The organism is Rugamonas sp. GW822-FHT03B10 (assembly GCF_058801745.1).
Genome location: NZ_JBXANP010000013.1, coordinates 110,218 through 133,653, shown reverse-complemented (window position 1 = coordinate 133,653; position 23,436 = coordinate 110,218). Strand labels below are relative to the sequence as shown.

19 protein-coding genes are annotated in these 23,436 nt (G+C 66.1%); 3 read left to right on the top strand and 16 right to left on the bottom strand.

Going from position 1 to position 23,436, the window contains the following annotated elements; genetic code table 11:
* Nucleotides 1-45 precede the first annotated feature (45 nt).
* The 6 genes from AC1RQG_RS19950 to AC1RQG_RS19925 form a co-directional block, all read right to left on the bottom strand.
* Entirely contained in the window at nucleotides 46-792 is a 747-nt protein-coding gene (locus tag AC1RQG_RS19950) for a peptidylprolyl isomerase (protein WP_493133869.1), read from the bottom strand.
* 18 nt (nucleotides 793-810) lie between these two features.
* Nucleotides 811-1,494 carry a respiratory nitrate reductase subunit gamma gene (gene narI / locus AC1RQG_RS19945; protein ID WP_182218844.1) on the bottom strand — a complete coding sequence of 228 codons (684 nt, stop codon included), beginning with the start codon at nucleotides 1,492-1,494 and terminating at the stop codon, nucleotides 811-813.
* An 11-nt stretch (nucleotides 1,495-1,505) separates the two neighbouring features.
* On the bottom strand, nucleotides 1,506-2,165 hold the full coding sequence (narJ, locus tag AC1RQG_RS19940) for a nitrate reductase molybdenum cofactor assembly chaperone (protein ID WP_493133867.1): 660 nt from the start codon (nucleotides 2,163-2,165) through the stop codon (nucleotides 1,506-1,508).
* Between the two features lie 34 nt (nucleotides 2,166-2,199).
* Nucleotides 2,200-3,756: a nitrate reductase subunit beta gene (narH, locus tag AC1RQG_RS19935; RefSeq protein ID WP_493133865.1), complete on the bottom strand. Its 1,557-nt coding sequence runs from the start codon at nucleotides 3,754-3,756 to the stop codon at nucleotides 2,200-2,202.
* Nucleotides 3,757-3,785: 29 nt separating this feature from the next.
* Nucleotides 3,786-7,481, bottom strand: coding sequence for a nitrate reductase subunit alpha (locus AC1RQG_RS19930; protein ID WP_493133863.1), 3,696 nt, complete (start codon nucleotides 7,479-7,481; stop codon nucleotides 3,786-3,788).
* A gap of 155 nt (nucleotides 7,482-7,636) precedes the next feature.
* Nucleotides 7,637-8,158, bottom strand: a complete 522-nt coding sequence (locus AC1RQG_RS19925; protein ID WP_493133861.1) for a nitrous oxide reductase accessory protein NosL — start codon at nucleotides 8,156-8,158, stop codon at nucleotides 7,637-7,639.
* A 257-nt stretch (nucleotides 8,159-8,415) separates the two neighbouring features.
* Here AC1RQG_RS19925 and AC1RQG_RS19920 point away from each other — a divergent pair, with 257 nt between their 5' ends.
* Nucleotides 8,416-8,808, top strand: a complete 393-nt coding sequence (locus tag AC1RQG_RS19920) for a hypothetical protein (RefSeq protein ID WP_493133859.1) — start codon at nucleotides 8,416-8,418, stop codon at nucleotides 8,806-8,808.
* A gap of 29 nt (nucleotides 8,809-8,837) precedes the next feature.
* On the opposite strand, the gene AC1RQG_RS19915 is transcribed toward AC1RQG_RS19920, so the two are convergent.
* Nucleotides 8,838-10,556 (bottom strand): putative bifunctional diguanylate cyclase/phosphodiesterase, encoded by a 1,719-nt coding sequence (locus AC1RQG_RS19915; protein ID WP_493133857.1) that lies wholly within the window; start codon nucleotides 10,554-10,556, stop codon nucleotides 8,838-8,840.
* Nucleotides 10,557-10,781: 225 nt separating this feature from the next.
* Between AC1RQG_RS19915 and AC1RQG_RS19910 the strand changes: the two genes are divergently transcribed.
* Nucleotides 10,782-11,468 carry an SDR family NAD(P)-dependent oxidoreductase gene (locus AC1RQG_RS19910; RefSeq protein ID WP_493133855.1) on the top strand — a complete coding sequence of 229 codons (687 nt, stop codon included), beginning with the start codon at nucleotides 10,782-10,784 and terminating at the stop codon, nucleotides 11,466-11,468.
* Here the strand turns inward: AC1RQG_RS19910 and AC1RQG_RS19905 are convergent.
* The 9 genes from AC1RQG_RS19905 to AC1RQG_RS19865 all read right to left on the bottom strand — a co-directional run bounded on the left by AC1RQG_RS19905 (nucleotide 11,465) and on the right by AC1RQG_RS19865 (nucleotide 20,862).
* Nucleotides 11,465-12,610, bottom strand: a complete 1,146-nt coding sequence (locus tag AC1RQG_RS19905) for a JmjC domain-containing protein (protein ID WP_493133853.1) — start codon at nucleotides 12,608-12,610, stop codon at nucleotides 11,465-11,467. The two genes, AC1RQG_RS19910 and AC1RQG_RS19905, sit on opposite strands and share 4 nt — an antisense overlap.
* Before the next feature lie 137 nt (nucleotides 12,611-12,747).
* Nucleotides 12,748-12,990 (bottom strand): DUF3079 domain-containing protein, encoded by a 243-nt coding sequence (locus AC1RQG_RS19900; RefSeq protein WP_493133851.1) that lies wholly within the window; start codon nucleotides 12,988-12,990, stop codon nucleotides 12,748-12,750.
* Nucleotides 12,991-13,010: 20 nt separating this feature from the next.
* A complete protein-coding gene (locus AC1RQG_RS19895; RefSeq protein WP_493133849.1) occupies nucleotides 13,011-13,661 on the bottom strand; it encodes a carbonic anhydrase in 651 nt (216 codons plus the stop codon).
* Nucleotides 13,662-13,674: 13 nt separating this feature from the next.
* Nucleotides 13,675-15,333: a methyl-accepting chemotaxis protein gene (locus AC1RQG_RS19890; protein WP_493133847.1), complete on the bottom strand. Its 1,659-nt coding sequence runs from the start codon at nucleotides 15,331-15,333 to the stop codon at nucleotides 13,675-13,677.
* Nucleotides 15,334-15,364: 31 nt separating this feature from the next.
* The gene (locus AC1RQG_RS19885) at nucleotides 15,365-16,045 is read right to left on the bottom strand and encodes a Crp/Fnr family transcriptional regulator (protein ID WP_493133909.1); all 681 of its coding nucleotides are present in this window, start codon (nucleotides 16,043-16,045) and stop codon (nucleotides 15,365-15,367) included.
* A gap of 7 nt (nucleotides 16,046-16,052) precedes the next feature.
* A complete protein-coding gene (hemN, locus tag AC1RQG_RS19880) occupies nucleotides 16,053-17,480 on the bottom strand; it encodes an oxygen-independent coproporphyrinogen III oxidase (RefSeq protein ID WP_493133845.1) in 1,428 nt (475 codons plus the stop codon).
* Between the two features lie 86 nt (nucleotides 17,481-17,566).
* The gene (locus AC1RQG_RS19875; RefSeq protein ID WP_493133843.1) at nucleotides 17,567-18,952 is read right to left on the bottom strand and encodes a NarK family nitrate/nitrite MFS transporter; all 1,386 of its coding nucleotides are present in this window, start codon (nucleotides 18,950-18,952) and stop codon (nucleotides 17,567-17,569) included.
* 44 nt (nucleotides 18,953-18,996) lie between these two features.
* Nucleotides 18,997-20,253, bottom strand: coding sequence for an MFS transporter (locus AC1RQG_RS19870; protein WP_493133841.1), 1,257 nt, complete (start codon nucleotides 20,251-20,253; stop codon nucleotides 18,997-18,999).
* A gap of 105 nt (nucleotides 20,254-20,358) precedes the next feature.
* Nucleotides 20,359-20,862: an RrF2 family transcriptional regulator gene (locus tag AC1RQG_RS19865; RefSeq protein ID WP_493133839.1), complete on the bottom strand. Its 504-nt coding sequence runs from the start codon at nucleotides 20,860-20,862 to the stop codon at nucleotides 20,359-20,361.
* Between the two features lie 221 nt (nucleotides 20,863-21,083).
* Here AC1RQG_RS19865 and AC1RQG_RS19860 point away from each other — a divergent pair, with 221 nt between their 5' ends.
* Complete coding sequence (locus AC1RQG_RS19860) at nucleotides 21,084-23,363, top strand: nitric-oxide reductase large subunit (RefSeq protein ID WP_493133837.1); 2,280 nt, start codon at nucleotides 21,084-21,086, stop codon at nucleotides 23,361-23,363.
* Nucleotides 23,364-23,436 lie beyond the last annotated feature (73 nt).

Here is a 23,436-nt window from a genome sequence, read left to right as displayed (position 1 = left end):
TTGCCAATTGGTATGACCTGACCCCGGTTTTTGTTTGCGCCGGCCTTATTGCACCAGCGGCGAGTCGGCCCCTTCCAGTTCCACGCCTTCGATGTCGGCCTGCCCCACCAGGATGTGCAGGTACTGGTGCAGCGCGCGCTGCCACGATTGGCGTCCCAGCTCGTCGGCGATCTGGGCGTGCACGGCCTCGAACGGCAGCGCCTCCCCTTCGATGCGGCGCATCGCTTGCACGATGTGCAGCCCGAAACGGGTCTCCAGCAGACGGCCGGCCAGTTCGCCCGGCGCCATGCGGAACAGCAGCTGTTCGAATTCGGGCACGCACTGGCCGCGTGCCAGCTGGCCCAGGTTGCCGCCCACGGCGCCCGACGGGCAGTTCGAGTACTGGCGCGCCAGTTCGTCGAAACGGTCGGGGTTGGCTTGCAACTCGGCCAGGATCAGCTCGGCCGTGCTGCGCACCAGCTCCAGTTGCACGCTCGGCGTAACCTGGAACAGGATGTGGCGCGCCTCCACCAGCGCGCCGCTCGAATAGCGTTCGATCTGGCTCTGGTAGTAGCGGCGGCACGCGGCCTCGTCCACTTCCGGCACCTTCACTTCACGCTCGAACAGCGCTTCCACACGGGCGTCGTCCGTCTCGCCCGCGATGCCGAGGCGGTCGGCCTCCTGCAGCAGCATCTGGCGCAGCACCACTTCGTGCACGGCCTGTTTCAGGGGATTGGCCGCGTCCTGGTGGTGCGGCAGTTCCTGCTCGATGGCGAGGTCGCTGACCTCGATTCCGTTGACGGCGATACCCATGTTTAGACTCCTGCGAAATTAACGGGTGCGGACCAGCTGGAAGGCGCGGCCCAGATAGCCGACGGCGCCAAAGCCGCTCCACACGTGCACCAGACGGGTGAACGGGAAGATCACGAACAGCGACATGCCCATGAACAGGTGCAGCTTGAAGATCAGCGGCGCCGTTTCGATGAAGCCGGCCGCGTCGCCGCGGAAGGTCACCACGTGCTGGGCCCAGGTCATCAGCAGGACCATCATGTGGCCGTCCATGTGCGAGGCCGAGGCGCCGATCGAGATCAGGCCCAGGGTCAGCGTCACCAGGATCCACAGCAGCACGATCTTGTCCTTGAAGGTGGTGACGGCGCGCACGCGCTCGTTCGAGAAGCGGCGCGCCAGCAACAGAAGCAGGCCGATCATGGCGCACGAGCCCATGATGCCGCCGGCCGTCATGGCGATCAGCTGCTTGGTGCCGTGTTCGACGCCGAGCGCGTCCCACACGGCGACCGGGGTCAGCAGACCGGCCGCGTGGCCGAAGAACAGGCCCAGCACGCCCACGTGGAACAGCGGGCTGCCCAGGCGCAGGGCGCCCGTGTGCAGGGTCTGGCTGGACTCGGACTTCCAGGTGTACTGTTCGCGGTCGAAGCGAATCAGGCTACCGAGCAGGAAGATCGCGAGCGCGATGTAGGGATAGATCCCGAACACGAATTGATGTAAATAGTTCACTGCAGTCTCCTTCAGGCACGCTGCGGCGCGGCAGCCGCAGCCTTGGGATAAAAGTTAATCGGTTGCGGGCCGCTGGCCAGCGAGGTCTGGAGCAGCGGCTCGACGCCATCGACGCCGGGGCCGAAGGTCTCGAGCGCCTCGTCCATGTCGCGGATGGGCGGCTCGGCCAGTTCCTCGGCCGGCACCGGGCTGTCGGCCTCGAGCAGGTCGAACAGCACGGCGTACGGGTTGGCGTTGGCCTTCAGCTTGCGGCCAATGTAGGCCAGCACGTGGACCGCGTCGCCCAGCAGGCGCAGACCTTCGTCGCGCTCCTGCTGCGACAGGAATTCGAGGAACAGCGGCACATAGTCCGGCAGGTCGTTGCCGACCATGTCCAGCCCGTGCTTGCGGTATTCGGCAAGCAGGTCGACCATGGCCTGGCCGCGGTCGCGCGACTCGCCGTGGATGTGCTCGAACAGGTGCAGCGAGTGCGACGGATTGCGGTCGAACGTGGCCACGTACTGCTGTTGCAGATCGATCAGCGGGGTGCTGGCCAGGTGCTCGAACAGGCCGGCCAGGCTGGCCTGCCATTCGGGCCGGTCGGCCAGCGCCTGCCGCAGTTCCGGCAGGGCGTCGCACAATTCCTGCTCCGGGTAGAGCAGCAGCGCGGATAAGACTTGATAGCTTTTCATCTTCATTCCTTGGTGGGCTAAGCGGACCGCGTCATCAGACGTCGAGCACTTCCTTCTTCTTGCGCGACTTCGGCATCTGCATGAAGATGGTCGAACCCTGCTTCTTCTTGCCGAACAGGCTGTGGTCGGACACGCCGTCCGAGCAACCGTTGCCGAAGCTGAAGCCGCAGCTGCCCTTCTCGTTGAAGCTGTCCTCGGCCATTTCCTTGTGGCTGCTCGGGATCACGAAGCGGTCCTCGTAGTTGGCGATCGCCATGATGTGGTACATGTCCTCCACCATGTGCTTGTCCAGACCGACCTGCTTGAGCGGCTCCAGGTTTTCCACCCCTTCCACGCTCTTGCCACGCATATAGGCACGCATGGCCAGCATGCGGTCCAGCGCCTTCAGCACCGGCACCTGGTCGCCGGCCGTCAGCAGGTTGGCCAGATACTGCACCGGGATGCGCAGGCTCTTGGTGTCCGGCAGGATGCCGTTCTTGCCCAGCTGGCCCGATTCGGCCGCGGCCTGGATCGGCGACAGTGGCGGGATGTACCACACCATCGGCAGCGTGCGGTATTCCGGGTGCAGCGGGAACGCCACCTTCCATTCCACCGCCATCTTGTAGACGGGCGAACGCTTGGCCGACTCCAGCCACGAATCGGGGATGCCCTGGCGGCGCGCCTCGGCGATGATCTCCGGATCGTGCGGGTTCAGGAACAGGCCCAGTTGCGACGGATACAGGTCGCGCTCGTCGGCCACCGAGGCCGCCGACTCGATCTTGTCGGCGTCGTACAGCAGCACGCCCAGGTAGCGGATCCGGCCCACGCAGGTTTCCGAGCACACGGTCGGCTGGCCTGCTTCGATACGGGGGTAGCAGAACGTGCACTTCTCGGCCTTGCCCGAAGACCAGTTGTAGTAGATCTTCTTGTACGGGCAGCCGGAGATGCACATGCGCCAGCCGCGGCACTTGTCCTGGTCGATCAGCACGATGCCGTCGTCCTCGCGCTTGTACACGGAACCGGACGGGCACGAGGCCACGCAGGTCGGGTTCAGGCAGTGCTCGCACAGGCGCGGCAGGTACATCATGAAGGTGTTCTCGAAGGTGCCGTACATCTCCTTCTGCATGTTGTCGAACAGCTTGTCCTGGCTGCGCTGGGCGAACTCGCCGCCCAGGTCGTCCTCCCAGTTCGGGCCCCATTCGATCTTGTCCATCTTCTTGCCGGTGATGACGGAGATCGGACGCGCGGTGGGCGGCGTCTGCGACAGCGGCGCGTGCTGCAGGTGCTCGTAGTCGTAGGTGAACGGCTCGTAGTACTCGTCGATGTTGGGCAGGTTCGGGTTTGCGAAGATGTTGGCCAGGATCTTCAGACGGCTGCCCTGGCGCGGCTCGATCTTGCCGGCCGCGGTGCGGCGCCAGCCGCCGTTCCACTTGTCCTGGTTCTCCCACTGCTTCGGATAGCCGATGCCGGGTTTGGTTTCCACGTTGTTGAACCATGCGTATTCCACGCCGTCGCGGCTGGTCCACACGTTCTTGCAGGTGACGGAACAAGTGTGGCAACCGATGCACTTGTCCAGATTCAGCACCATGCCGATTTGCGCTCTGATTTTCATATGTTTTTACCTCGCTATCGTTGACGGTTTCAGGCCTTGGAGGACAATGGGCCTTCCAGCCAATCGACTTTATCCATCTTGCGGACCAACACAAACTCATCGCGGTTGGAGCCGACCGTGCCGTAGTAGTTGAAGCCATACGACAGCTGGGCGTAGCCGCCGATCATGTGGGTCGGCTTGGTGACGGCCCGCGTGACGGAGTTGTGGATACCACCGCGCTTGCCCGACGTTTCCGCGCCAGGGACGTTGATGATCTTCTCCTGGGCGTGGTACATCAGCGTCATGCCTTCCGGTACCCGCTGGCTGACGATGGCGCGCGCCGTCAGGGTGCCGTTCACGTTGAACACCTCGATCCAGTCGTTGTCCACGATGCCGGCCGCCTTCGCGTCGATCTCCGACAGCCACACGTGCGGGCCGCCGCGCGACAGCGTGAGCATGCGCAGGTTGTCCGAGTAGGTGGAGTGGATACCCCACTTCTGGTGCGGCGTGATCCAGTTGAGCGCGATCTCCTTGTTGCCGTTCGGTTTGGCGCCCAGCATGGCGGCCGTGGTCTTGGTGTTGATGGCCGGCTTGTAGACGCACAGACCTTCGCCAAAATCACGCATCCACAGGTGATCCTGGTAGAACTGCTGGCGGCCCGTCAGCGTGCGCCATGGGATCAGTTCATGCACGTTGGTGTAGCAGGCGTTGTAGCTGACCTCTTCCGACTCCAGACCCGACCAGGTGGGCGAGGAGATGATCTTGCGGGGCTGGGCCTGCACGTCGCGGAAGCGGATCGAGTCATGCTCGCGTGGCAGCGCCAGGTGGGTGTGGTCGCGGCCCGTGATCTTGGACAGCGCATCCCAGGCTTTGACCGCCACGTGGCCGTTGGTTTCCGGCGCCAGCGACAGGATCATCTCCGCCGCGTCGATGGCCGTTTCCAGGCGTGGCTGGCCTTGCGAGATGCCCTCTTCCAGCACGGTGCGGTTCACGCCGCGCAGCACGTCCACTTCGTGGCCGGTCTTCCAGCTGATGCCCTTGCCGCCGTTGCCGATCTTCTCGAGCAGCGGGCCGATCGAGGTGAACTTCTTGTAGATCTGGGTGTAATCGCGCTCGATCACGGTCATGCTCGGCATGGTCTTGCCGGGGATCGGCTCGCACTCGCCGGCGCGCCAGTCCTTCGGATCGAACGGTTGACCCAGTTCGCCCGGGGTGTCGTGCAGCAGCGGGGTGAGCACCAGGTCCTTCTGGGTGCCCAGCGCGGCGCCGCCGATTTCCGAGAACTTCTTGGCCAGGCCCTTGTAGATCTCCCAGTCCGACTTCGATTGCCACAGCGGTTGCACGGCTTCCGACAGCGGGTGGATGAACGGGTGCATGTCGGACGTGTTCATGTCGTCCTTCTCGTACCAGGTGGCCGTCGGCAGCACGATGTCGCCGTACAGGCAGGTGGTCGACATGCGGAAGTCCAGCACCACCAGTAGATCGAGCTTGCCTTCCACGGCCGGACGCACTTTCACGTCGCGCGGCTTGATGCAATCGGCCTCGTCGCTCATCAGCGCGTTCTGGGTGCCCAGCAGGTACTTGAGGAAGTACTCGTGGCCCTTGCCCGAGCTGCCCAGGATGTTGGAGCGCCAGACGAACATATTGCGCGGGAAGTTGGCCGGATTGTCCGGGTCGTCGCAGGAGAAGTTCAGCTTGCCGTCCTTGATCTGCTGCACGGCGTAGGCGGCCGGATCCTGGCCTGCCGCCGCGGCGGCGCGCACCACTTCCAGCGGATTGGTTTCCAGCTGCGGCGCGGAAGGCAACCAGCCCATGCGCTCGGCCTTGGCGTTGTAGTCGAGCAGCGTCATCGGCGCGACATCGGCGCCGGCCGTCGGCGACGAGATCTCCTCGGTGTGCAGCTTCTCGTGGCGCCACTGGCTGGTGTGGGCGTAGAAGAACGAGGTACCGTTCATCTGGCGCATCGGACGGTTCCAGTCCTGGGCGAACGCCAGCGGGGTCCAGCCGGTCTGCGGACGCAGCTTTTCCTGGCCCACGTAGTGCGCCCAGCCGCCGCCCGATTGACCGACGCAGCCGCACATCATCAGCATGTTGATGATGCCGCGGTATGTCATGTCCATGTGGTACCAGTGGTTCAGCGCGGCGCCCACGATGACCATGCTCTTACCGCGGGTCTGGTCGGCGTTCTGCGCGAACTGGCGGGCCACGGTGATCACGTCGGCCGCCTTCACGCCGGTGTGCTTGACCTGCCATTCAGGGGTGTAAGGCACGTCGTCGGCGTAGCTGGTGGCGACATTGCCGCCGCCCAGGCCACGGTCGATGCCGTAGTTGGCCATGGTCAAGTCGAACACGGTGGCGACCAGCGCGGTGCTGCCGTCGGCCAGCGTGATGCGCTTGACGGGCACGTTGCGCATCAGCAGATCGCTGGCGTCCTTGCCGCCGAAGTAGGCGAAGCCCACGGACACCACTTCATCAGCGCAGCCGATCAGCGACAGGCGCGGATCGACCGGCTTGTTGTTGCCGCCCTGCTTCATCTCCAGGTTCCACTTGCCGTCCTCGCCCCAACGGAAGCCGATCGAGCCGGCCGGCGCAACGATCTCGCCGCTGGCGTCGTCGATGAGCAGCGTTTTCCATTCTGGATTGTTGGTTTCGTCCAGGTTGTTGGCCAGGTGCGAGGCGCGCAGGAAGTACTCGGGCGCCAGCGTGCCGTTCTGCTCCTTGAGCAGCACCAGCATCGGGAAGTCGGTGTATTGCTTGGCGTAGTCCTTGAAGTACTGGGACTGGCCTTCGGTGTGGAATTCCTTCAGGATCACGTGGCCCATGGCCATCGCCAGCGCGGCGTCGGTGCCCTGCTTCGGCGCCAGCCAGATGTCGCCGAACTTGGCCATTTCGCCGAAGTCGGACGACACGGCCACCGTCTTGGTGCCCTTGTAGCGCACTTCCGTGTAGAAGTGGGCGTCGGGGGTGCGGGTCATCGGCACGTTCGAGCCCCACACCATCAGGAAGGTGGAGTTGTACCAGTCGGCCGATTCGGGCACGTCGGTCTGCTCGCCCCACACTTGCGGGCTGCTTGGCGGCAGGTCGCAGTACCAGTCGTAGAAGCTCAGGGCCACGCCGCCGATCAGCGACAGGTAGCGGGTACCGGCCGCGTAGCTGACCATGGACATGGCGGGGATCGGCGAGAAGCCGACGATGCGGTCAGGGCCGTATTTCTTGATCGTCAACGCGTTGGCGGCAGCGATCATCTCGTTGCAGGTGTCCCAGTCGGCGCGCACGAAGCCGCCCAGGCCGCGCACGGACTTGTACTGGTTGGCGCGCTCGGGGTTCTGGCTGATGTAGTCCCAGGCCGTGACCGGGTCCATGGTCTTGCGCGCTTCGCGCCACATGTCCATCAGGCGGCCGCGCACCATCGGGTACTTGACGCGCTGGGCCGAATACACGTACCAGGAATAGCTGGCGCCGCGCGGGCAGCCACGCGGCTCGTGGTTGGGCAGATCGGGCCGCGTGCGCGGATAATCGGTCTGCTGGGTTTCCCACGTGATCAACCCGTTCTTCACATACACCTTCCAGCTGCAGGAGCCGGTGCAGTTCACGCCGTGCGTGGAACGCACGATCTTGTCATGCTGCCAGCGTTGGCGGTAGGCGTTCTCCCAGGTCCGGTCCTCGTGGACAACTGCCCCGTGGCCGTCGGAAAACGTCGATTTTGTTTTACTGAAGAATTTCAGGCGATCCAGAAAATGACTCATGCTGCCTCCTCACTTGCACCCTGTGCGGTACCAGGAACTAAACACCTCCTCACGCAACATGCGTGAGGCCGTCGATACCATGCAGTCTACGCAGGGGGCTGTTTAGTGTGAATCGGCAAGAAGTCTTGCGGGCGGGGCGAGAAGGACTAGGCCGCTTAGGCCTTTGTGACTAGGCCGGCGATGGATTCCGTGACAGCGATGTTGCTGGCCGCCGACAGCAATTGTTGGTAGGACAGCAGCCGGCCGCCGCCGGCGCGCGCGTAGGCCCGGGCGTGGCCGGGCGAGGCGAAGGCGGCCACGCTGCCCTGCCCCTGGCCCGCCAGGCTGCGCAGCACGTAGGTGGCCCTGGGCGCCGCGACCCAGCCCGCCGTGCCGACCTGCGGCGCGCCCGCGTCCTGGACAAAGCTGGCCCGCACGAAGCCCGGTTGCTCCACCGACGCCAGCATCGCGAACATGGCCGACAGCGAGCAGTAGAACACCGGGCGGCCCTGGTCGTACTGGATCTGGCCGGCCGGCGCCGTGGCGCACGCGGCGGCCCCGGCGGACGGCGGCGGCGCCGGCTGCGCGTCCGCATCGGCCGGCTGCAGCGACGGCGCCAGCAACAGCACCCGCAGCAGACCCGCCAGCGCCACCGCCTGGGTGGCCACGCTCAGATAATGGCGCTTACTCGACAACATGGTGTAACCTCTCCTTGCACACGGCGGCTCGCACTGGTCCGTACCAGCCACCATTGTCCGGATCGGCACGCGCAAACAATATGATGTGCCTCAAGGATTTCCGTGACGGCCCTCGGCCAAAAGGACTAGGCCCGCTAGCCACTCGCGCCGATGGCCACGCCGGCCGCGCCGGGTTATACATACGGCTGGCGCGCACGCACGATCCCCGTGTCGGATCATTTTGTCGCGGCGCGCCAGTACAACGAAAGGGAACACCCGTGAATATCGCCAGTTTTACCGACCTGCTATCGGCCGCCGCGCTGCAAGCGGAACCCCAGCGCCTGCTGTTTACCTTCACCCGCGCCGAATACGAGGCCATCGACCCGGCCAACGTCGACGCGCCACGGCGCGGCACGCTCACCCCGGTGATGTGCGTGGACAAGCAGGTGGGGGAACTCGACACCTTCGCCAACCTCGCGGCCGAGTCGCGCGCCATGGGGGCGCCGTGGGACGTGGTGCTTGTCACCAGCCTGTCGGGCAGCGCCGGCCAGTTGCCGGATGCGCGCCAAACCGAGGGCGCGCTGAAGGACATGGTGCAGGCGATCCAGCAAGGCCGCATGGAGCGCTTCCTCGCGTTCGATCCGGACGGCGAACTGCTGCAGTTCTCCTGAACGCGGCCCCCACGGCGGCGGCGCCGCCGTCAATGCCGGGCGCGGCGCAGGCTGGCCTCCAGATCCGGCGCCGCCATGGGGCGCGCGAACAGATAGCCTTGCCCGCAGTCGCAACCGGCCGCCGCCAGCAACGCGCGCTGGCGCTGCGTCTCCACGCCCTCGGCCACGACCGTCAACCCCAGCTTATGCGCCATGGCCACGATGGCTTCGCACAGGGCCAGGTCGGCAGCATGGCTGTCTATCCGTTGCACGAAGGCGCGGTCTATCTTCAGCACGTCGAGGTGGAAACGGGTCAGGTAGGCGAGCGATGAATAGCCGGTGCCGAAATCGTCGAGCGAAATCTGGAGGCCGGCCGCGCTGAAGCGGCGCAAGGTCTCCCTCAACTCCGCGCTCACGTCGAGCAGCAAACCCTCGGTGATCTCCATGCCCACGCACCCGGTCGGCAAGTCCAGCGCCGCCAGGTGGGCCAGCCAGCGCTGGCACAAGCCGGCGTCGTTGCGGAACTGCAGCGGCGACACGTTGACGCAGATCTGGAACGCCGGCAGACCAAGCGCCATCACGCGCCGCACCTGATCGGCCGCGCGCCGGAACACCCAGTCGCCGATGTCGACGATCAAGCCATTGGCCTCGGCCAGCGGCACGAAATCGGACGGCGGCACCATGCCCCGGCGCGGATGGCGCCAGCGCAGCAGGGCCTCGGCCTTGCAGACCCGACCCGTGGCCAGTTCGACGATGGGCTGGTAGTGCACCTCCAGTTGTCCTTCCCGCAGCGCGTCGCGCAGATCGTTGCTCAGGCCGATGCGCTGCTGCAGCGCGTCCTGCAGGGCGACGCTGAAGCGGCTGAAGCGGTTGCGGCCCGCGCCCTTGGCCGCGTACATGGCCTGGTCGGCGTGGCGCAGCAGCGTGGCCATGCTGTCGCCGTCAGCCGGATACTGCGCGATGCCGATGCTGGCCGAGACGAAGGCGCGCTCCGTACCCAGCTGGTAGGGCGCGGCCACGCTGGCCACCAGCTGCCCGGCCAGCGCGTCGAGCCGGGCCAGTTGTTCGCGCTCGGCCACCACCACGGCGAATTCATCGCCGCCCAGCCGGGCCGCCATGCCGGGCGCGCCCAGGCAGGCGTCGATCCGGCGCACGGCCTCGATCAGCAGCTCGTCGCCCTTGTCGTGGCCCAGCGTGTCATTGACCTCCTTGAAATGGTCGAGGTCCAGCAGCAGCAGCGCAAACGGCGCCGGCGGCACCTGGTCGAGCCGCCGCTGCAGCCGCTCCTTGAACAGGTAGCGGTTGGGGGCGCCCGTCAAGCCGTCGATATTGGCCTGGTGCCAGATCAGCTGTTCGGCCCGTTTTCGCTCCGTGACCTCGACCAGCGAAAACACCAGGTACTCGACCTCGCCGGCCGCGTCCAGCACGGGCACCAGGGTCCAGTCCCAGTAGGTGACGCCGCGTTCCGGCTGGTCGGCGAACTCGAAGGCGCGGGTGAAGGTGACGTAGTCCCGCTTGGAGCGCACCACGTCCTCGAAGATCAGGCGCGCGTCCGACGGGAACAGGTCGAAATGGTTATGGCCGGCGAAATCGTTGATGTCGCGCCGGCAGGCGTCGGCGTAGGTCTGGTTGACCCGCACGAAATTAAAATGCCGGTCGAGGATCACGAGGCTGGCGACGCTGTGCTTGAAATACGTGTCGGCCAGCCTGAGCTGCCTGAGCACCTCGCTGTCCTGGACCGATAGTGCCCAAGCTTTCGATTCAGTCATGGCGATACCATCCCGCAGCGTGGCGACTATTGGTCGACAACCCAGCGTTCAGGCTAGCCAACTTGTTTCAAATCGTCAAGTTCCGCCGCCGCCCGGTCGGCACTGCATACCATGATTGCAACACCGCATTAATTGCAACACCGCATTACATTATGCAAACATCGGCTGCGGCGTCGGTGTCTATCTGATAATATTGAATCCATTCAACAATTAGGGAGTCATACCATGCAGGCAATCGTGACCGGCGGCACACGCGGCATCGGACTGGAAATCACCCAACAGTTGTTGGCGCGCGGCTATGCGGTCCATATCCTGTCGCGCACCGCACCGGCCGCGCCGTTGGCGGGCGCCACTTGGTGGCGCGCGGACATGGCCGACTACGCGGCGCTGTGTGACACGGTCGAGGCCATCGGCACCCCCGACGTATTGATTAACAACGCCGGCCAGATGAACCCCATGACGGCCCGCGATTACGATGAAGCGGCCATCGCGCACATGCTGCAGGTGAACCTAATCTCGGCCGTGCGCCTGAGCGTGGCGGTGGCCGAACGCATGGCGGCCAAGGGCGGCGGCCGCATCGTCAGTCTGGGCTCCATCGCCGGCGAGATTGGCCATCCCGACATCTGGTACGGCATCTCCAAGGCGGGATTGGCCAACGCCATGCGCTCGCTGGCCCGCAGCCACGGCCCGCGCGGCGTGGTGGCCAATTCCGTGGCGCCGGGGCCGGTCGAAACGGACCTGATGCGCGCCGTTCCGGAGGAACGCAAGCAGCGGCTGCGGGCAGGCACCATCAACCAGCGCTTTTGCACCGCGCAGGAAGTGGCGTCCACCGTGTGCTGGCTGGCCACGGACTCCCCCGCGTGCATCAACGGCGAAGTGTTCGACGTGAACAACGGCGTCAACTACCGCTAATCAGCGAAGTACCAGTAACCGGCGTTCACCCAGCGCGTGAGCGCGGCCAGGATGGCGGGCTGGGACAGCCACGGCGCCAGCTGCGCGCCGTCCAGCCGTTCCTGGTCGCACAGCACGGGCACGAAGCCGGCGCCATCGGGGCCGAAGTCCAGCCGCTCGCCATCGACGTAGCACACGCCCTGCCCCAGCGTGGCATCCACGTAGAAGCAGCGCAGGCCGCCCGTGCGCACCAGCGCGCCGGTGGCGAGCGCCGCCGCCAGTTCCGGTTCGTCGTACGGCGACGCCAGCGCCTGCAGGTCGAGCTGGCACTTGTTGCGCGACAGGTAGCCGCCGGCCATGTCGGCCAGCAGCGTCTCGTCGTCGAGCACGGCCTGCAGCTGGGCGCGGATGCGGGCGAAGTCGGCGCCGTCGATGCGGCCCTGCTGGGTGTGCAGCGGGCGGCCCGGATCGGCCAGCAGTTCGTTGCCCAGTTCCTTGTCGATCAGGTGGTCGGCCAGGGCGCTGAACATGTCGCACGCCGACTTGGCGCGGAAGCCCACGGAGAAGCTCATCGCGTGCTCCAGCGTCACGCCGTCGTGCGGGAAGCCGGGCGGGATGTAGAGGATGTCGCCGGCCTCCAGCACCTCGTCGATGATGGGCTCGAACGGGTCCGTGTGCAGCAGGGCCTCGTGGGCCGCGAACTCGCGGTGCGGGCCGCGCGCGCCCACGCGCCAGCGGCGCTTGCCCGAACCCTGGCAGATGAACACGTCGTAGCGGTCGATGTGGGGGCCGACGCCGCCGTCCGGCGTGGAATAGCTGATCATCACGTCGTCCAGCCGCCACTTGGGCAGGAAGGCGAACGGTTCGACCAACGCCTGCACCTCGGGCGACCAGTGGTTGGCGGCCTGCACGATCAGGCACCACTGGCGCTCGCCGAGGTGCTCGTAGCTGTCGAACGGCCCCGTCTCGGCCTGCCAGCGGCCGTCGCGGCGGTACACGAGGCGCGATTCGACCTGCTCCTCGCACGCCAGGCCGGCCAGTTCGTCGGGGCTGATCGGATCCTCGAAGTGGCGGAAGCCCTGGCGGATCAGCAGCGGTTGCCGCTGCCAGTAATGCTGGAGGAAATGTTCAAGGGTGAAATCGGGCAGGTGTAAGGTGTGCATGCGTGACCAATGTGGAGAGAATAAGCGGGCCCGCCGTTGTATCACCGGCGGCTGCCGGGCGATAGCAACGGGATCAAGGCCGCGCCAGGTAATGTGCTACGTCCCCGATGATGCGGGATGCCGGGTTCGCAATCGCGTTACGTCCGGCTTTTCTCGGGCGGCGCGTCGGCCGAGGGGTCGACCACTTCATGCGGCGTGTCGTCCTCCCCGGTCTTGGCGTTCAGGCCGAACTTCTCCCAGCCCTCGCCCCACAATTCGATCGGGTGCTGGGTGCGATCGGACCCGTTGCCGCAGGCGAGGGAATCGACCGGGCAGTATTTGTCGCAGCCCCAGCAGATGCGCTCGGGGTGCTTGGGGTTGATGGGGAATATCTTGGCCATGCCCTACTCCTTGTGCTTAACTATCCGCGCCGCTCCAGCGGGCAGACCAGCGGCAGGAATTGCTGCTGACGGGCCGAATAGGCCATCAGCGCGCCGCTTTCAATATCAAAATACCAGCCGTGCAGCTTGACCAGCCCCTGCTCGACCCGTTCCCTCAGCCACGGGTAGGTCAGCAGGTTGTCGAGCGAATGCAGGATGCTGGCCAGTTCGCACGCCTTGTGCTGGTGTTCCTCGCTGCGGTGGGCCAGGTCGCGCTTGACCTGGTTGGCCACCGGCTCGGCGATCTTCATCCAGCGGCCCACGAAATCGGTGTCGGCCAGCTTCTGGCGCGGTCCCATCAGCGCGCGGATGCCGCCGCAGCGGGCGTGGCCCAGCACGATCACGCGCGCCACCTCGAGGTTGCAGATGGCGAATTCGATGGCCGAGCTGACGCCCGGCGGCGCGTCCGGCGTGCACGGCGGCACCAGGTTGGCGATGTTGCGCACCACGAACAGGTCGCCCGGCTCGCTGCCCGTCAGCAGCATGGGGTCGACGCGCGAATCGCAGCAGCCGATCAGCAGCGTGGCCGGCCGCTGGCCCGCCCGCAGGCTGTCGTACAAGGTCTGCGAATCGCTGAAGTACTGTTGCTGGAACCGGCTGAAACCGCGCAGGAATTTTTCGATGGCTTCCATCCGTCCTCCCCGCTCAGACCGGCCGGCCCTGCGGCTTGCGCAGGTTGGCTACGGCGGGCCGCGCGGCCGGCGCCTTGCGGGCCGGACGCTCGAACGGCAGCACGGTGGCGCGCGGCGCGGGCGCGGATGCGCCGTCGACCTTGAACACGGCCACCAGGTCGGACAGGCCGTCGGCCTGCTGCTGCAGGGCCTGGGCGGCGGCGGCCACCTGCTCCACCCGCACCGCGTTGCTGCGGGTGCCCTCGTCCATCTGGCTGACGGCCTGGTTGATCTGCTCGATGCCGGCGCTCTGCTCGGCGCCGGCGCGGCTGATGTCGGCGATGATGGCCGTCACCTGGCCGATGCTGGCCAGGATCGCGTGCATGGTGGCGCCGGCCTGGTCGACCAGTTCCGCCCCTTCGGCCACCTGTTCCTGCGAATCGCGCACCAGTTGCTTGATCTGGCGCGCGGCGGCGGCCGATTGCTGCGCCAGCTGGTGCACCTCGTTGGCCACCACGGCGAAGCCCTTGCCGTGGTCGCCGGCGCGGGCCGCCTCCACGGCCGCGTTCAGCGCCAGCAGATTGGTCTGGAACGCGAGGCGGTCGATCACGCCGATGATGTCGCCGATGCGCGTGGCCGAGCTATTGATGGCGCCCATGGTGCTGACCACCTTGGCCACCACGGCCTCGCCCTGGTTGGCCACCTGGGCCGCCGATTGCGCCAGCTGGTTGGCCTGCTGGGCGCTGGCGCCGTTCTCGCGCACGGCCACCGTCAGCTGCTCCATCGAGGCGGCCGTCTGCTGCAGGGCGCTGGCCTGCTGCTCGGTGCGCTCGGCCAGTTCCACGTTGCCGGCCGCGATGCTGTGGGCCGCGCCGTTGATGGCGGCCGTGCCGCCCCGCACGTCGCCCACGATCCGGGTCAGGCTGGTGTTCATGTCGGCCAGCGACTGCAGCAGCTGGCCCGTCTCATCATTGGCTTCGACGGCGATGCGCTGGGTCAGGTCGCCGGCGGCCACGCTGCCGGCCACGCGCACGGCCTGCTCCAGCGGCCGCACGATGGCCCGCTGCAGCAGCACGCCGATCACGGCCGACAGCACCAGGCCGAAGGCGATGCCCGTCAGGCAGGCCAGGCGCACGCGCTGGTAGGTCAGCTGGCTATGCTCGAATTCGGCGTGGGCGCTGCTCAGGTGCAGCGCCATCAGCGCGTCGATGTTCTTGCGCACGGGGATGAACAGGCGCGCCATGTCGCCGCGCATCAGGGTGCGGGCCGCGCCGTGGTTCTCGCGCCGCAGCGCCTCGATGGCCGGACGCAAGCCCTGCGCCGCGAACTGCTGGCGCGCTTCCGCGTAGTCGTGCGCCAGCGCCCGCTCCTCGGGACGCAGGCCGTTCTGCACGTAGGCGTCCCACATGCGGCCGATCTGCGCCATGCGCTGCTCGACCTGCGCCATCTCGGGCTGCACCACGTCCGGCGCCTCGTTGAGGGCCTGGGCCACGGCCAGCTGGTTGGCGTCGATCAGGCGCACGATCTGGTCCAGCTGCGACATGGGCAGCATGCGCTGCTCGTAGTTGTTGCGCAGGGTGTCGTTGGCGCCGGCCAGGCTGACCAGGCCGATCACGCCGCCCAGCACCAGCAGGACGGACAAAAACCCGATCACGAACACGAGTCGCAACCGGATGGTGAGGTTCTTGAACATGGGGGACTCCAGGCGCGTGCGCCGCGCCGGTTCAACCGGCGCAGGCACGCAGTTTTTCTTCGTCGAGGATGGTGACCTTGCGGCCCTTGAATGCGATCAGTTGTTGCGTGCTCAGATCGGCCATGATGCGCGAGAAGTGCTCGGGCGTGAGGTTCAGGCGCGACGCCAGCACGGCCTTGGCCACCGGCAGCGTCAGTTCGGCGCCGGTGTCGCCGTCGCGGTCCTTGAGCAGGTAGGACACCACGCGCTGGGTGCCCGAGCGCAGCGAGTACGACTCCATGTCGGACATCAGGCTGTGCATGCGCTGGCTCAGGCCGGCGAGCATCTTGACCGCGAACGCGGAATCGTTCTCGATCTCGCGGAAGATGGCCTGCTTGGACACGTGCAGCAGCAGCGAGTCGGCCATGGCCTGCGACGACACGATGTAGGGGCTGCCCATGAACATCAGCGCCTCGCCGAAGCTCTGGCCGGGGCCGACCAGCTCGATCACCTTCTCGGCCCCCTGGGCCGAGGTGAACGACAGCTTGATCTGCCCGTACAGCACCACGTGGAAGCCGACGCACGGGTCGCCGCGCTGGAAGATGATCTCGCCGCGCTCGGCCCGCACCTCCGTGGTGCCGAGCGCGATGCGGTCCAGTTCCTCCTGGCGCATCGAATTGAACAGCGGTACGCGTGACAGGAAGGTTTGTACTTTGATCTTGGTCTTGTCCATCATGTCCTCAAATCGTCCTTGAATAGCGGATCGGGCTCGGGCCCTCCTCGCGCGGCGCGTGCAGGTAGCTGTCGAAGGCCATGCACACGTTGCGGATCAGCAGCCGGCCGCGCATCAGCACCTTGATGCCGTCGCCGTCCACGGTCAGCAGGCCCTGCTCCTCGAGCGGCTTGAGACGGGCCAGGTCGGCCGCGAAGTAGTCGGCCGGGTCCCGGCCGCCGGGGATGGACAGGTCGGCGTAGCGCAGCTCGAAGTCGCACATCAGTTTGCCGATCACGCTGCGGCGCAGCAGGTCGTCGGCGGTCAGGTCGATGCCGCGCGCGATCGGCAGCTGGCCGGCGTCGAGCCGCTCGTAGTAGGCCGACAGCACCTTCTCGTTCTGGCTGTAGCTGCCGCCCACGTCGCTGATGGCCGACACGCCCAGCGCCACCATGTCGGCGTCGGCGTGGGTCGAATAGCCCTGGAAGTTGCGGTGCAGCTCGCCGTCCACCTGGCTGCGGGCCAGGTCGTCCTCGGGCAGCGCGAAGTGGTCCATGCCGATGTAGACGTAGCCGGCCGCCGTCAGGCGCGCGATGCACAGGCCCAGCATCTCGAGCTTGGTCTCGCCGTCGGGCAGCAGGTCGGCGTCGATCAGGCGCTGGGCCTTGAACAGGTGCGGCATGTGGGCGTAGTTGTAGATGGCGATGCGGTCGGGGCGGGCCGCGATCACCTTGTCGAGCGTGGGGCCCATGCTGGCCACGGTCTGCTTGGGCAGGCCGTAGATCAGGTCCACGCTGATCGAGCGGAAGCCGGCCGCGCGCGCCGCCTCCAGCACGGCGATGGTCTGCTCGTAGGGCTGGATGCGGTTGACGGCCTGCTGCACCTCGGGGTCGAAGTCCTGGATGCCGAGGCTGATGCGGTTGAAGCCCTGGCGGCGCAGCGTGTGGATGCGCTGCGGGGTGACGGTGCGCGGGTCCACCTCGACCGAGAATTCGCCCTCGTCGTCGGAGACGAAGTCGAAGTGCTGGCGCAGGTAGGCCAGCAGGCCGTCCATCTGCTGGTCGGTCAGGTAGGTCGGGGTGCCGCCGCCGAAGTGCAGCTGGTCGACCTGGTTGATGCCGTCGAACAGTCTGGCCTGCATGGCGATCTCGCGCCGCAGGTAGTCGAGGTAGGTGACGGCCTTGCTGTGGTCCTGCGTGATGATCTTGTTGCAGGCGCAGTAGTAGCACAGCGATTCGCAGAACGGGATGTGGATGTACAGCGACAGCCCGCTCGGGGTCCCCCGGGCCCGCACCCGGTTCACGGCCTCCTCGTATTGTTGCTGAGCATAGCCTTTGACGAAGCGGTCCGCCGTCGGATAGGACGTGTAGCGCGGTCCCATCTGGTTGAGCTTGCGCACGAGCGCAGCATCGAACTCCACCGACGGCGTGAGCGGGATGACTTTGGGGGTAGACATATTGTAACTCCAGGTTAGGCGTTGACCGCCAGGTGGACTGCAGCGCAAAGACCGCGACGCTGTCGCGGTCTTTGCGGGGCCATCGGTTAGCAAGGCATGGCGGCACCTTTACGAGAATAGCACCACCAGGTGATGGCGATACAGCTCAAATAGAAACCGATGAAGCACCACAGCGCCGTGTCGGGGCTGCCCGTCAGGGCGATCGAGGTGCCGTAGCTCTTGGGAATGAAGAACGCGCCGTAGGCGGCCATGGCCGAGGTGAAGCCCAGCACGGCGGCGCCTTCCTTGTTGGCGTCGACGATGGCCTGTTCCTGCGCGGCCTTCGGCTTGCCGGCGGCGGCGCGCTGGTGCTCGGTCAGGAAGATCACCGGGATCATGCGGAAGGTCGAGGCGTTGCCGACGCCGGTGCCGGCGAACAGGGCCATGAACATCCAGAAGAAGCCGGTGAAGTTGCCGGCCACGCCGTCATGCGGGGCGAAGTGCAGCACGCCCAGCACGGCGGCGATCATGAAGATGAAGGTCCAGAACGTGACGCGGGCGCCGCCGAGCTTGTCGGAGATGATGCCGCCCACCACGCGCGCCAGCGCGCCCACCAGGGGGCCGAGGAAGGCGTACTGCAGCGGGTTCACATCGGGGAACTGGGTCTTCATCAGCAGCGGGAAGGCGGCCGAGTAACCGATGAACGAGCCGAAGGTGCCCGTGTACAGCCAGCACATGAGCCAGTTGTGCTTGCGCTTGAAGATCACGGCCTGCTCGGCGAACGAGGCCTTGGCCGAGGCCAGGTCGTTCATGCCGAACCACGCCATCAGGCTGCTGACGACGATGAACGGCACCCAGATGAAGCCGGCGTTCTGCAGCCACAGGTTGCTGGTCTGGCCCAGTTTGCCCACGGTCTGGGCCTCGCCGCCGAGGCCGCCGAAGATGCCCATGGTGATCACCAGCGGCACCACGAACTGCACGGCCGACACGCCCAGGTTGCCCAGGCCGGCGTTCATGCCCAGCGCGTAGCCCTTCTGGGCCTTCGGATAGAAGAAGCTGATGTTGGCCATCGACGAGGCGAAGTTGCCGCCGCCGAAGCCGCACAGCAGGGCCAGGATCAGCATGGTCGGGTAGCCGGTGCTGGTGTCCTGCACGGCGAAGCCGATGCCGATGGCCGGGATCAGCAGCGAGGCGGTCGAGATGGTGGTCCACTTGCGCCCGCCGAAGATGGGCACCATGAACGAGTAGAAGATGCGCAGCGTGGCGCCCGACAGCCCGGGCAGCGCCGTCAGCCAGAACAGCTGGTTGGTGCTGTACTTGAAGCCGATGGCGGGCAGCTTGACCACCACCACGCTCCACACCATCCACACGGCGAAGGCCAGCGCCAGCGCGGGGATGGAGATCCACAGGTTGCGGTTGGCGGTACTTCGCCCCGTCGCTTGCCAGAAGGCCGGGGTTTCCGGCTCCCAGGTGTTGATCATGTATTTGCTCATACTATTCTCCTGATTTCACTATGTATTCTTGGGATCGGGCCGCGTCACGCGGCCGCCGCCTGGCGCACGCCGCCGGCCGCCGCCGCCTTGGCGGCCGGGCGGAACGAGAAGTGCATCCACACCAGCGAGACGCAGACGGTGCCGTACAACAGCATGAAGGCGCTCGAACGCACACCGGTCAGGTCGACCAGCGCGCCGAACATGATGGGCAGGATGAAGCCGCCCAGGCCGCCGGCCAGGCCCACCACGCCGGACACGGCGCCGATGTTGTCGCTGAAGTCGTCGGCGATGAATTTGAAGACCGACGCCTTGCCCACCGCCATGGCCGTGCCGACGATGAACAGCAGGGCCGTGAACATCCAGGGCTTGACGGCCAGGTGCAGCACCATGTCGCCGTTGACGGTCTTGACCACCATGTCGGTCGGCGGGTACGACAGCAGGAAGAAGCAGACCCAGCACACCCACATCACGGCCCAGGTGACCTTGTGGGCGCCGTAGCGGTCCGCGATCCAGCCGCCCACGGCGCGCAGCACGCCGCCCGGCAGCGAGAAGCAGGCGGCCAGCAAGGCGGCCAGGTGCAGGTCGAAGCCGTATTCGGCCACGTAATACTTGGTCATCCACAGGGCCAGGCCCACGTAGCCGCCGAACACGACCGAGTAGTACTGGCAGTAGCGCCAGACGCGGCGGTCCTTGAGCACCGCCAGCTGCTGGGTGAACGTGACGCTGTTGGCCACCAGGTGCGACGGGTCGCTGTAGGTGAAGGCCCAGAACGCCAGCGCCGTCACCAGCATGGTGATGGCGTAGACGGTCGGCAGCATCTGCCAGCCGTACGCCAGGATGATGCCGGGGGCGACGAACTTGGTCAGCGCCGCGCCGGAGTTGCCGGCGCCGAAGATGCCCATGGCCAGGCCGCGGCGCTCCTTGGGGAACCAGCGCGCCACGTAGGGCGTGCCGACCGAGAACGAACCGCCGGCCAGGCCGACGAACAGGCCCAGGGTGAGGAACTGCCAGTATTCGGTGGCGCGGCCGATCAGGTAGATGGGGATGACGGAGGCCATCATCACGGCGAAGAATACGATGCGGCCGCCGAAGCGGTCGCACCAGATGCCCAGCGGGACGCGCACCAGCGAGCCACTCAGCACGGGCATGGCGGCCAGCAGGCCGAATTCCGTTTCATTCAGCCCCAGCGACTTCTTGATGGGGATACCGAGCACGGCGAACATCATCCAGATCGCGAAACAGATGGTGAAGGCCGTGGTGCTACTGACCAGCACCTGTATCGCCTTTCTCTTATTTTCCACTTGGCTTCTCCTGACACACTATGGGATGACGTCAGGTTACGCGTCCGCAACCAGAGACACTATCAGCCGTAGGGCTAATTCGACACGGCAATCAGGCTAGCCCCATCAGCCGAAAGAACTAGTTGTAACATCCAGTCGTTGTAACAATTGCATGGAACTGATGCCGCCCTGCCCCGGGCCCGGTCCGCAACCGCCGCCGCCGCCGCCGGGAAGGGCCACCAGGTCGGCCAGCGTGGCCCGGTCCAGCACCCCCAGGTAGGCGGCCGTGGCCTGGCCCAGCAGGCCCTTCAGGCCGCAACAGCTGGCGTACGGGCACACGTCGCGCGCCGCGTCGAAGCAGGCCGCCATATAGAAGTCGTTCTCCGTGTGGCGCACCACGGCGCCCACGCTGATGTCCTCGGGCGCCTTGGCCAGCCGCAGGCCGCCGTTGCGGCCGCGCACGGTCTGGACCAGGCCCGTCAGGCCCAATTGATACACCACCTTCATCAGGTGGTTCTTCGAAATGCCGTGCTGGCTGGCGATGTCCTGGATGGTCACCAGCTTGCCGGCCTGGCCCGCCAGGTGGATCAGCGTGCGCAGCGTGTAGTCGGTATATGCGGTCAGCCTCATGGCTCCCCCCGTTGTCGGTCTGGAAATTCTGAACGTGAAAACGCCCCTCATGAAGGCGTTGTTGGATTATTGATGCATCCAAAATATTTGTTCATAACTTGGATCAAGAAAAACATACATTTGTTATGCTTCTTTAAGCCGGCGGCCTATGATGCGTATCAGACGAGCACAAACACAGCAGCTCGCCCCGATTTACCACACCAACCATGAGGATCTTAGCCATGCACGCTACGCGCAAACTCTGGACCTGGCTGGCCGTCATCTGTGTTCTATCCTTCACCGTACTCGGGTGGGTAGGCGCGGAGATTTACCTGACAGCCCCGCCTATCCCTAAACACATCGCCACCACCGATGGCCAACAGCTCTTCTCGGGCGAACAGGTCCAGCGCGGCCAGGAAGCCTGGCTGTCGGCCGGCGGCCAGCAACTGGGCACCGTCTGGGGCCACGGCAGCTACGTGGCACCCGACTGGTCGGCCGACTGGCTGCACCGCGAGGCGCTGGCCCTGCGCGAGATCTGGGCCCAGAACGAGTACAAGGTGCCGTTCGAGCAGCTCAACAAGGCCACCCAGGGCGCGCTCAACGCCCGCCTGCAGGAGGAGATGCGCCGCAACACCTACGACAAGGCCAGCGACACCATCACGCTGTCGGCCGACCGTGCCGCCGCCGTGCGCGTCGTGGCCGAGCACTACATGGGCCTGTTCGGCACCGATCCGAAACTGGAGCCGCTGCGCATCCAGTACGCGATGAACGCCAACTCGCTGCCCGACCATGACGACCTGCAGGCGCTGCCCGCGTTCATCTTCTGGTCCTCGTGGGCGGCCGCCACCGACCGTCCGGGCGCCACCCTGCTAAGCTACACCAGCAACTGGCCGAGCGAACCGCTGATCAACAACCGTCCGACGGCCACCGCCGGCATCTGGTCGGTCGCCTCCATCGTCCTGATGATCGGCGCCATCGCCGCCATGATCATGTACCACTCGACCGCCAAGGAAGAGGAAGATCCGGTCCCACCGAAGAACGATCCGCTGTTCAGCCTGAAGGCCACGCCTTCCATGCTGGCCACCAAGAAGTACTTCTTCGTCGTCATCGGCCTGATCCTGGCCCAGGTCGGCATGGGCGCCATCACGGCCCACTACGCCGTCGAAGGCCATAGCTTCTTCGGCTTCCCGCTGGCCGACATCCTGCCGTTCACCGTCAGCCGCACCATCCACACCCAGTTCGCCGTGCTGTGGATCGCCACCGCCTGGCTGGCCACCGGCCTGTACATCGCCCCCGCCATCTCGGGCCACGAGCCGAAGTTCCAGAAGCTGGGCGTGAACGTGCTGTTCTACGCGCTGCTGTTCATCGTCGTCGGCTCCACCGCCATGGGCTGGATCGGCTCGGTCGCCCACAAGGGCAGCGCCTTCTCGTTCTGGCTCGGTAACCAGGGCCTGGAATTCACCAGCATGGGCCGTATCTGGCAGATCCTGCTGTTCGTCGGCCTGCTGTTCTGGGTCCTGCTGCTCGGCCGCGGCCTGTGGCCGGCGCTGAAGAAGCCATCGGAGAGCCGCGGCCTGATCGCCATGGTGTTCCTGTCGGCCCTGTGCATCGGCGGCTTCTACGCCACCTCGCTGACCTGGGGTCGCACCACCCACTACTCGATGATCGAATACTGGCGCTGGTGGCTGGTCCACCTGTGGGTCGAGGGCTTCTTCGAAGTGTTCGCCACGGCCGTCATCGCCCTGCTGTTCTCGCGCCTCGGCCTGATCCGCACCGCCACCGCCAACAGCGCCATCGTGCTCGAGACCATCGTGTTCCTGTTCGGCGGCATCCTGGGCACGCTGCACCACCTGTACTTCACCGGCACGCCGACCTTCGTGATCGCCATCGGCGCCATGTTCTCGGCCCTGGAAGTGGTGCCGCTGTCGATGATCGGCGTGGAAGCGTACCGCAACTACCAGCGCTCGAAGGCCGCACCATGGGTCCAGAGCTACAAGTGGTCGATCCTGTGCTTCATCGCCGTCGGCTTCTGGAACACGGTGGGCGCCGGCCTGCTGGGCTTCTCGATCAACACCCCGATCGCGCTGTACTACATGCAGGGCCTGAACCTGACGGCCGCCCACGGCCACGCCGCCCTGTTCGGCGTGTACGGCATGCTCGGCATCGGCCTGATGCTGTTCTGCCTGCGCGGCCTGTCGGCCCGCACGGCCTGGGCCGACAGCCTGCTCAAGCCCATGTTCTGGCTGCTCAACATCGGCCTGGCCATGATGGTGTTCATCTCGCTGGTGCCAGCCGGCATCTACCAGGCCTGGGCCAGCATCACCGAAGGCATGTGGTTCGCCCGCTCGCCTGAAGTGGTGCACTCGAAAGTGATGGAGACGCTGGTGTGGCTGCGCGTTCCCGGCGACATCGTGTTCGCCCTGGGCACGCTGTTCCTGGCCCTGTTCGCATGGCGCCTGATGACCGGCGGCAGCAAGGCCACCGCGTCGCAGGCGGCCGTGACCGGCGCCGACCGCGCCTGATCGGAGCAGTAGCTGATCCGGGCCGCGCAGGCGGCCCATCCCCCGGGGAGGCGCGCGCCGCCTCCCCACTTTG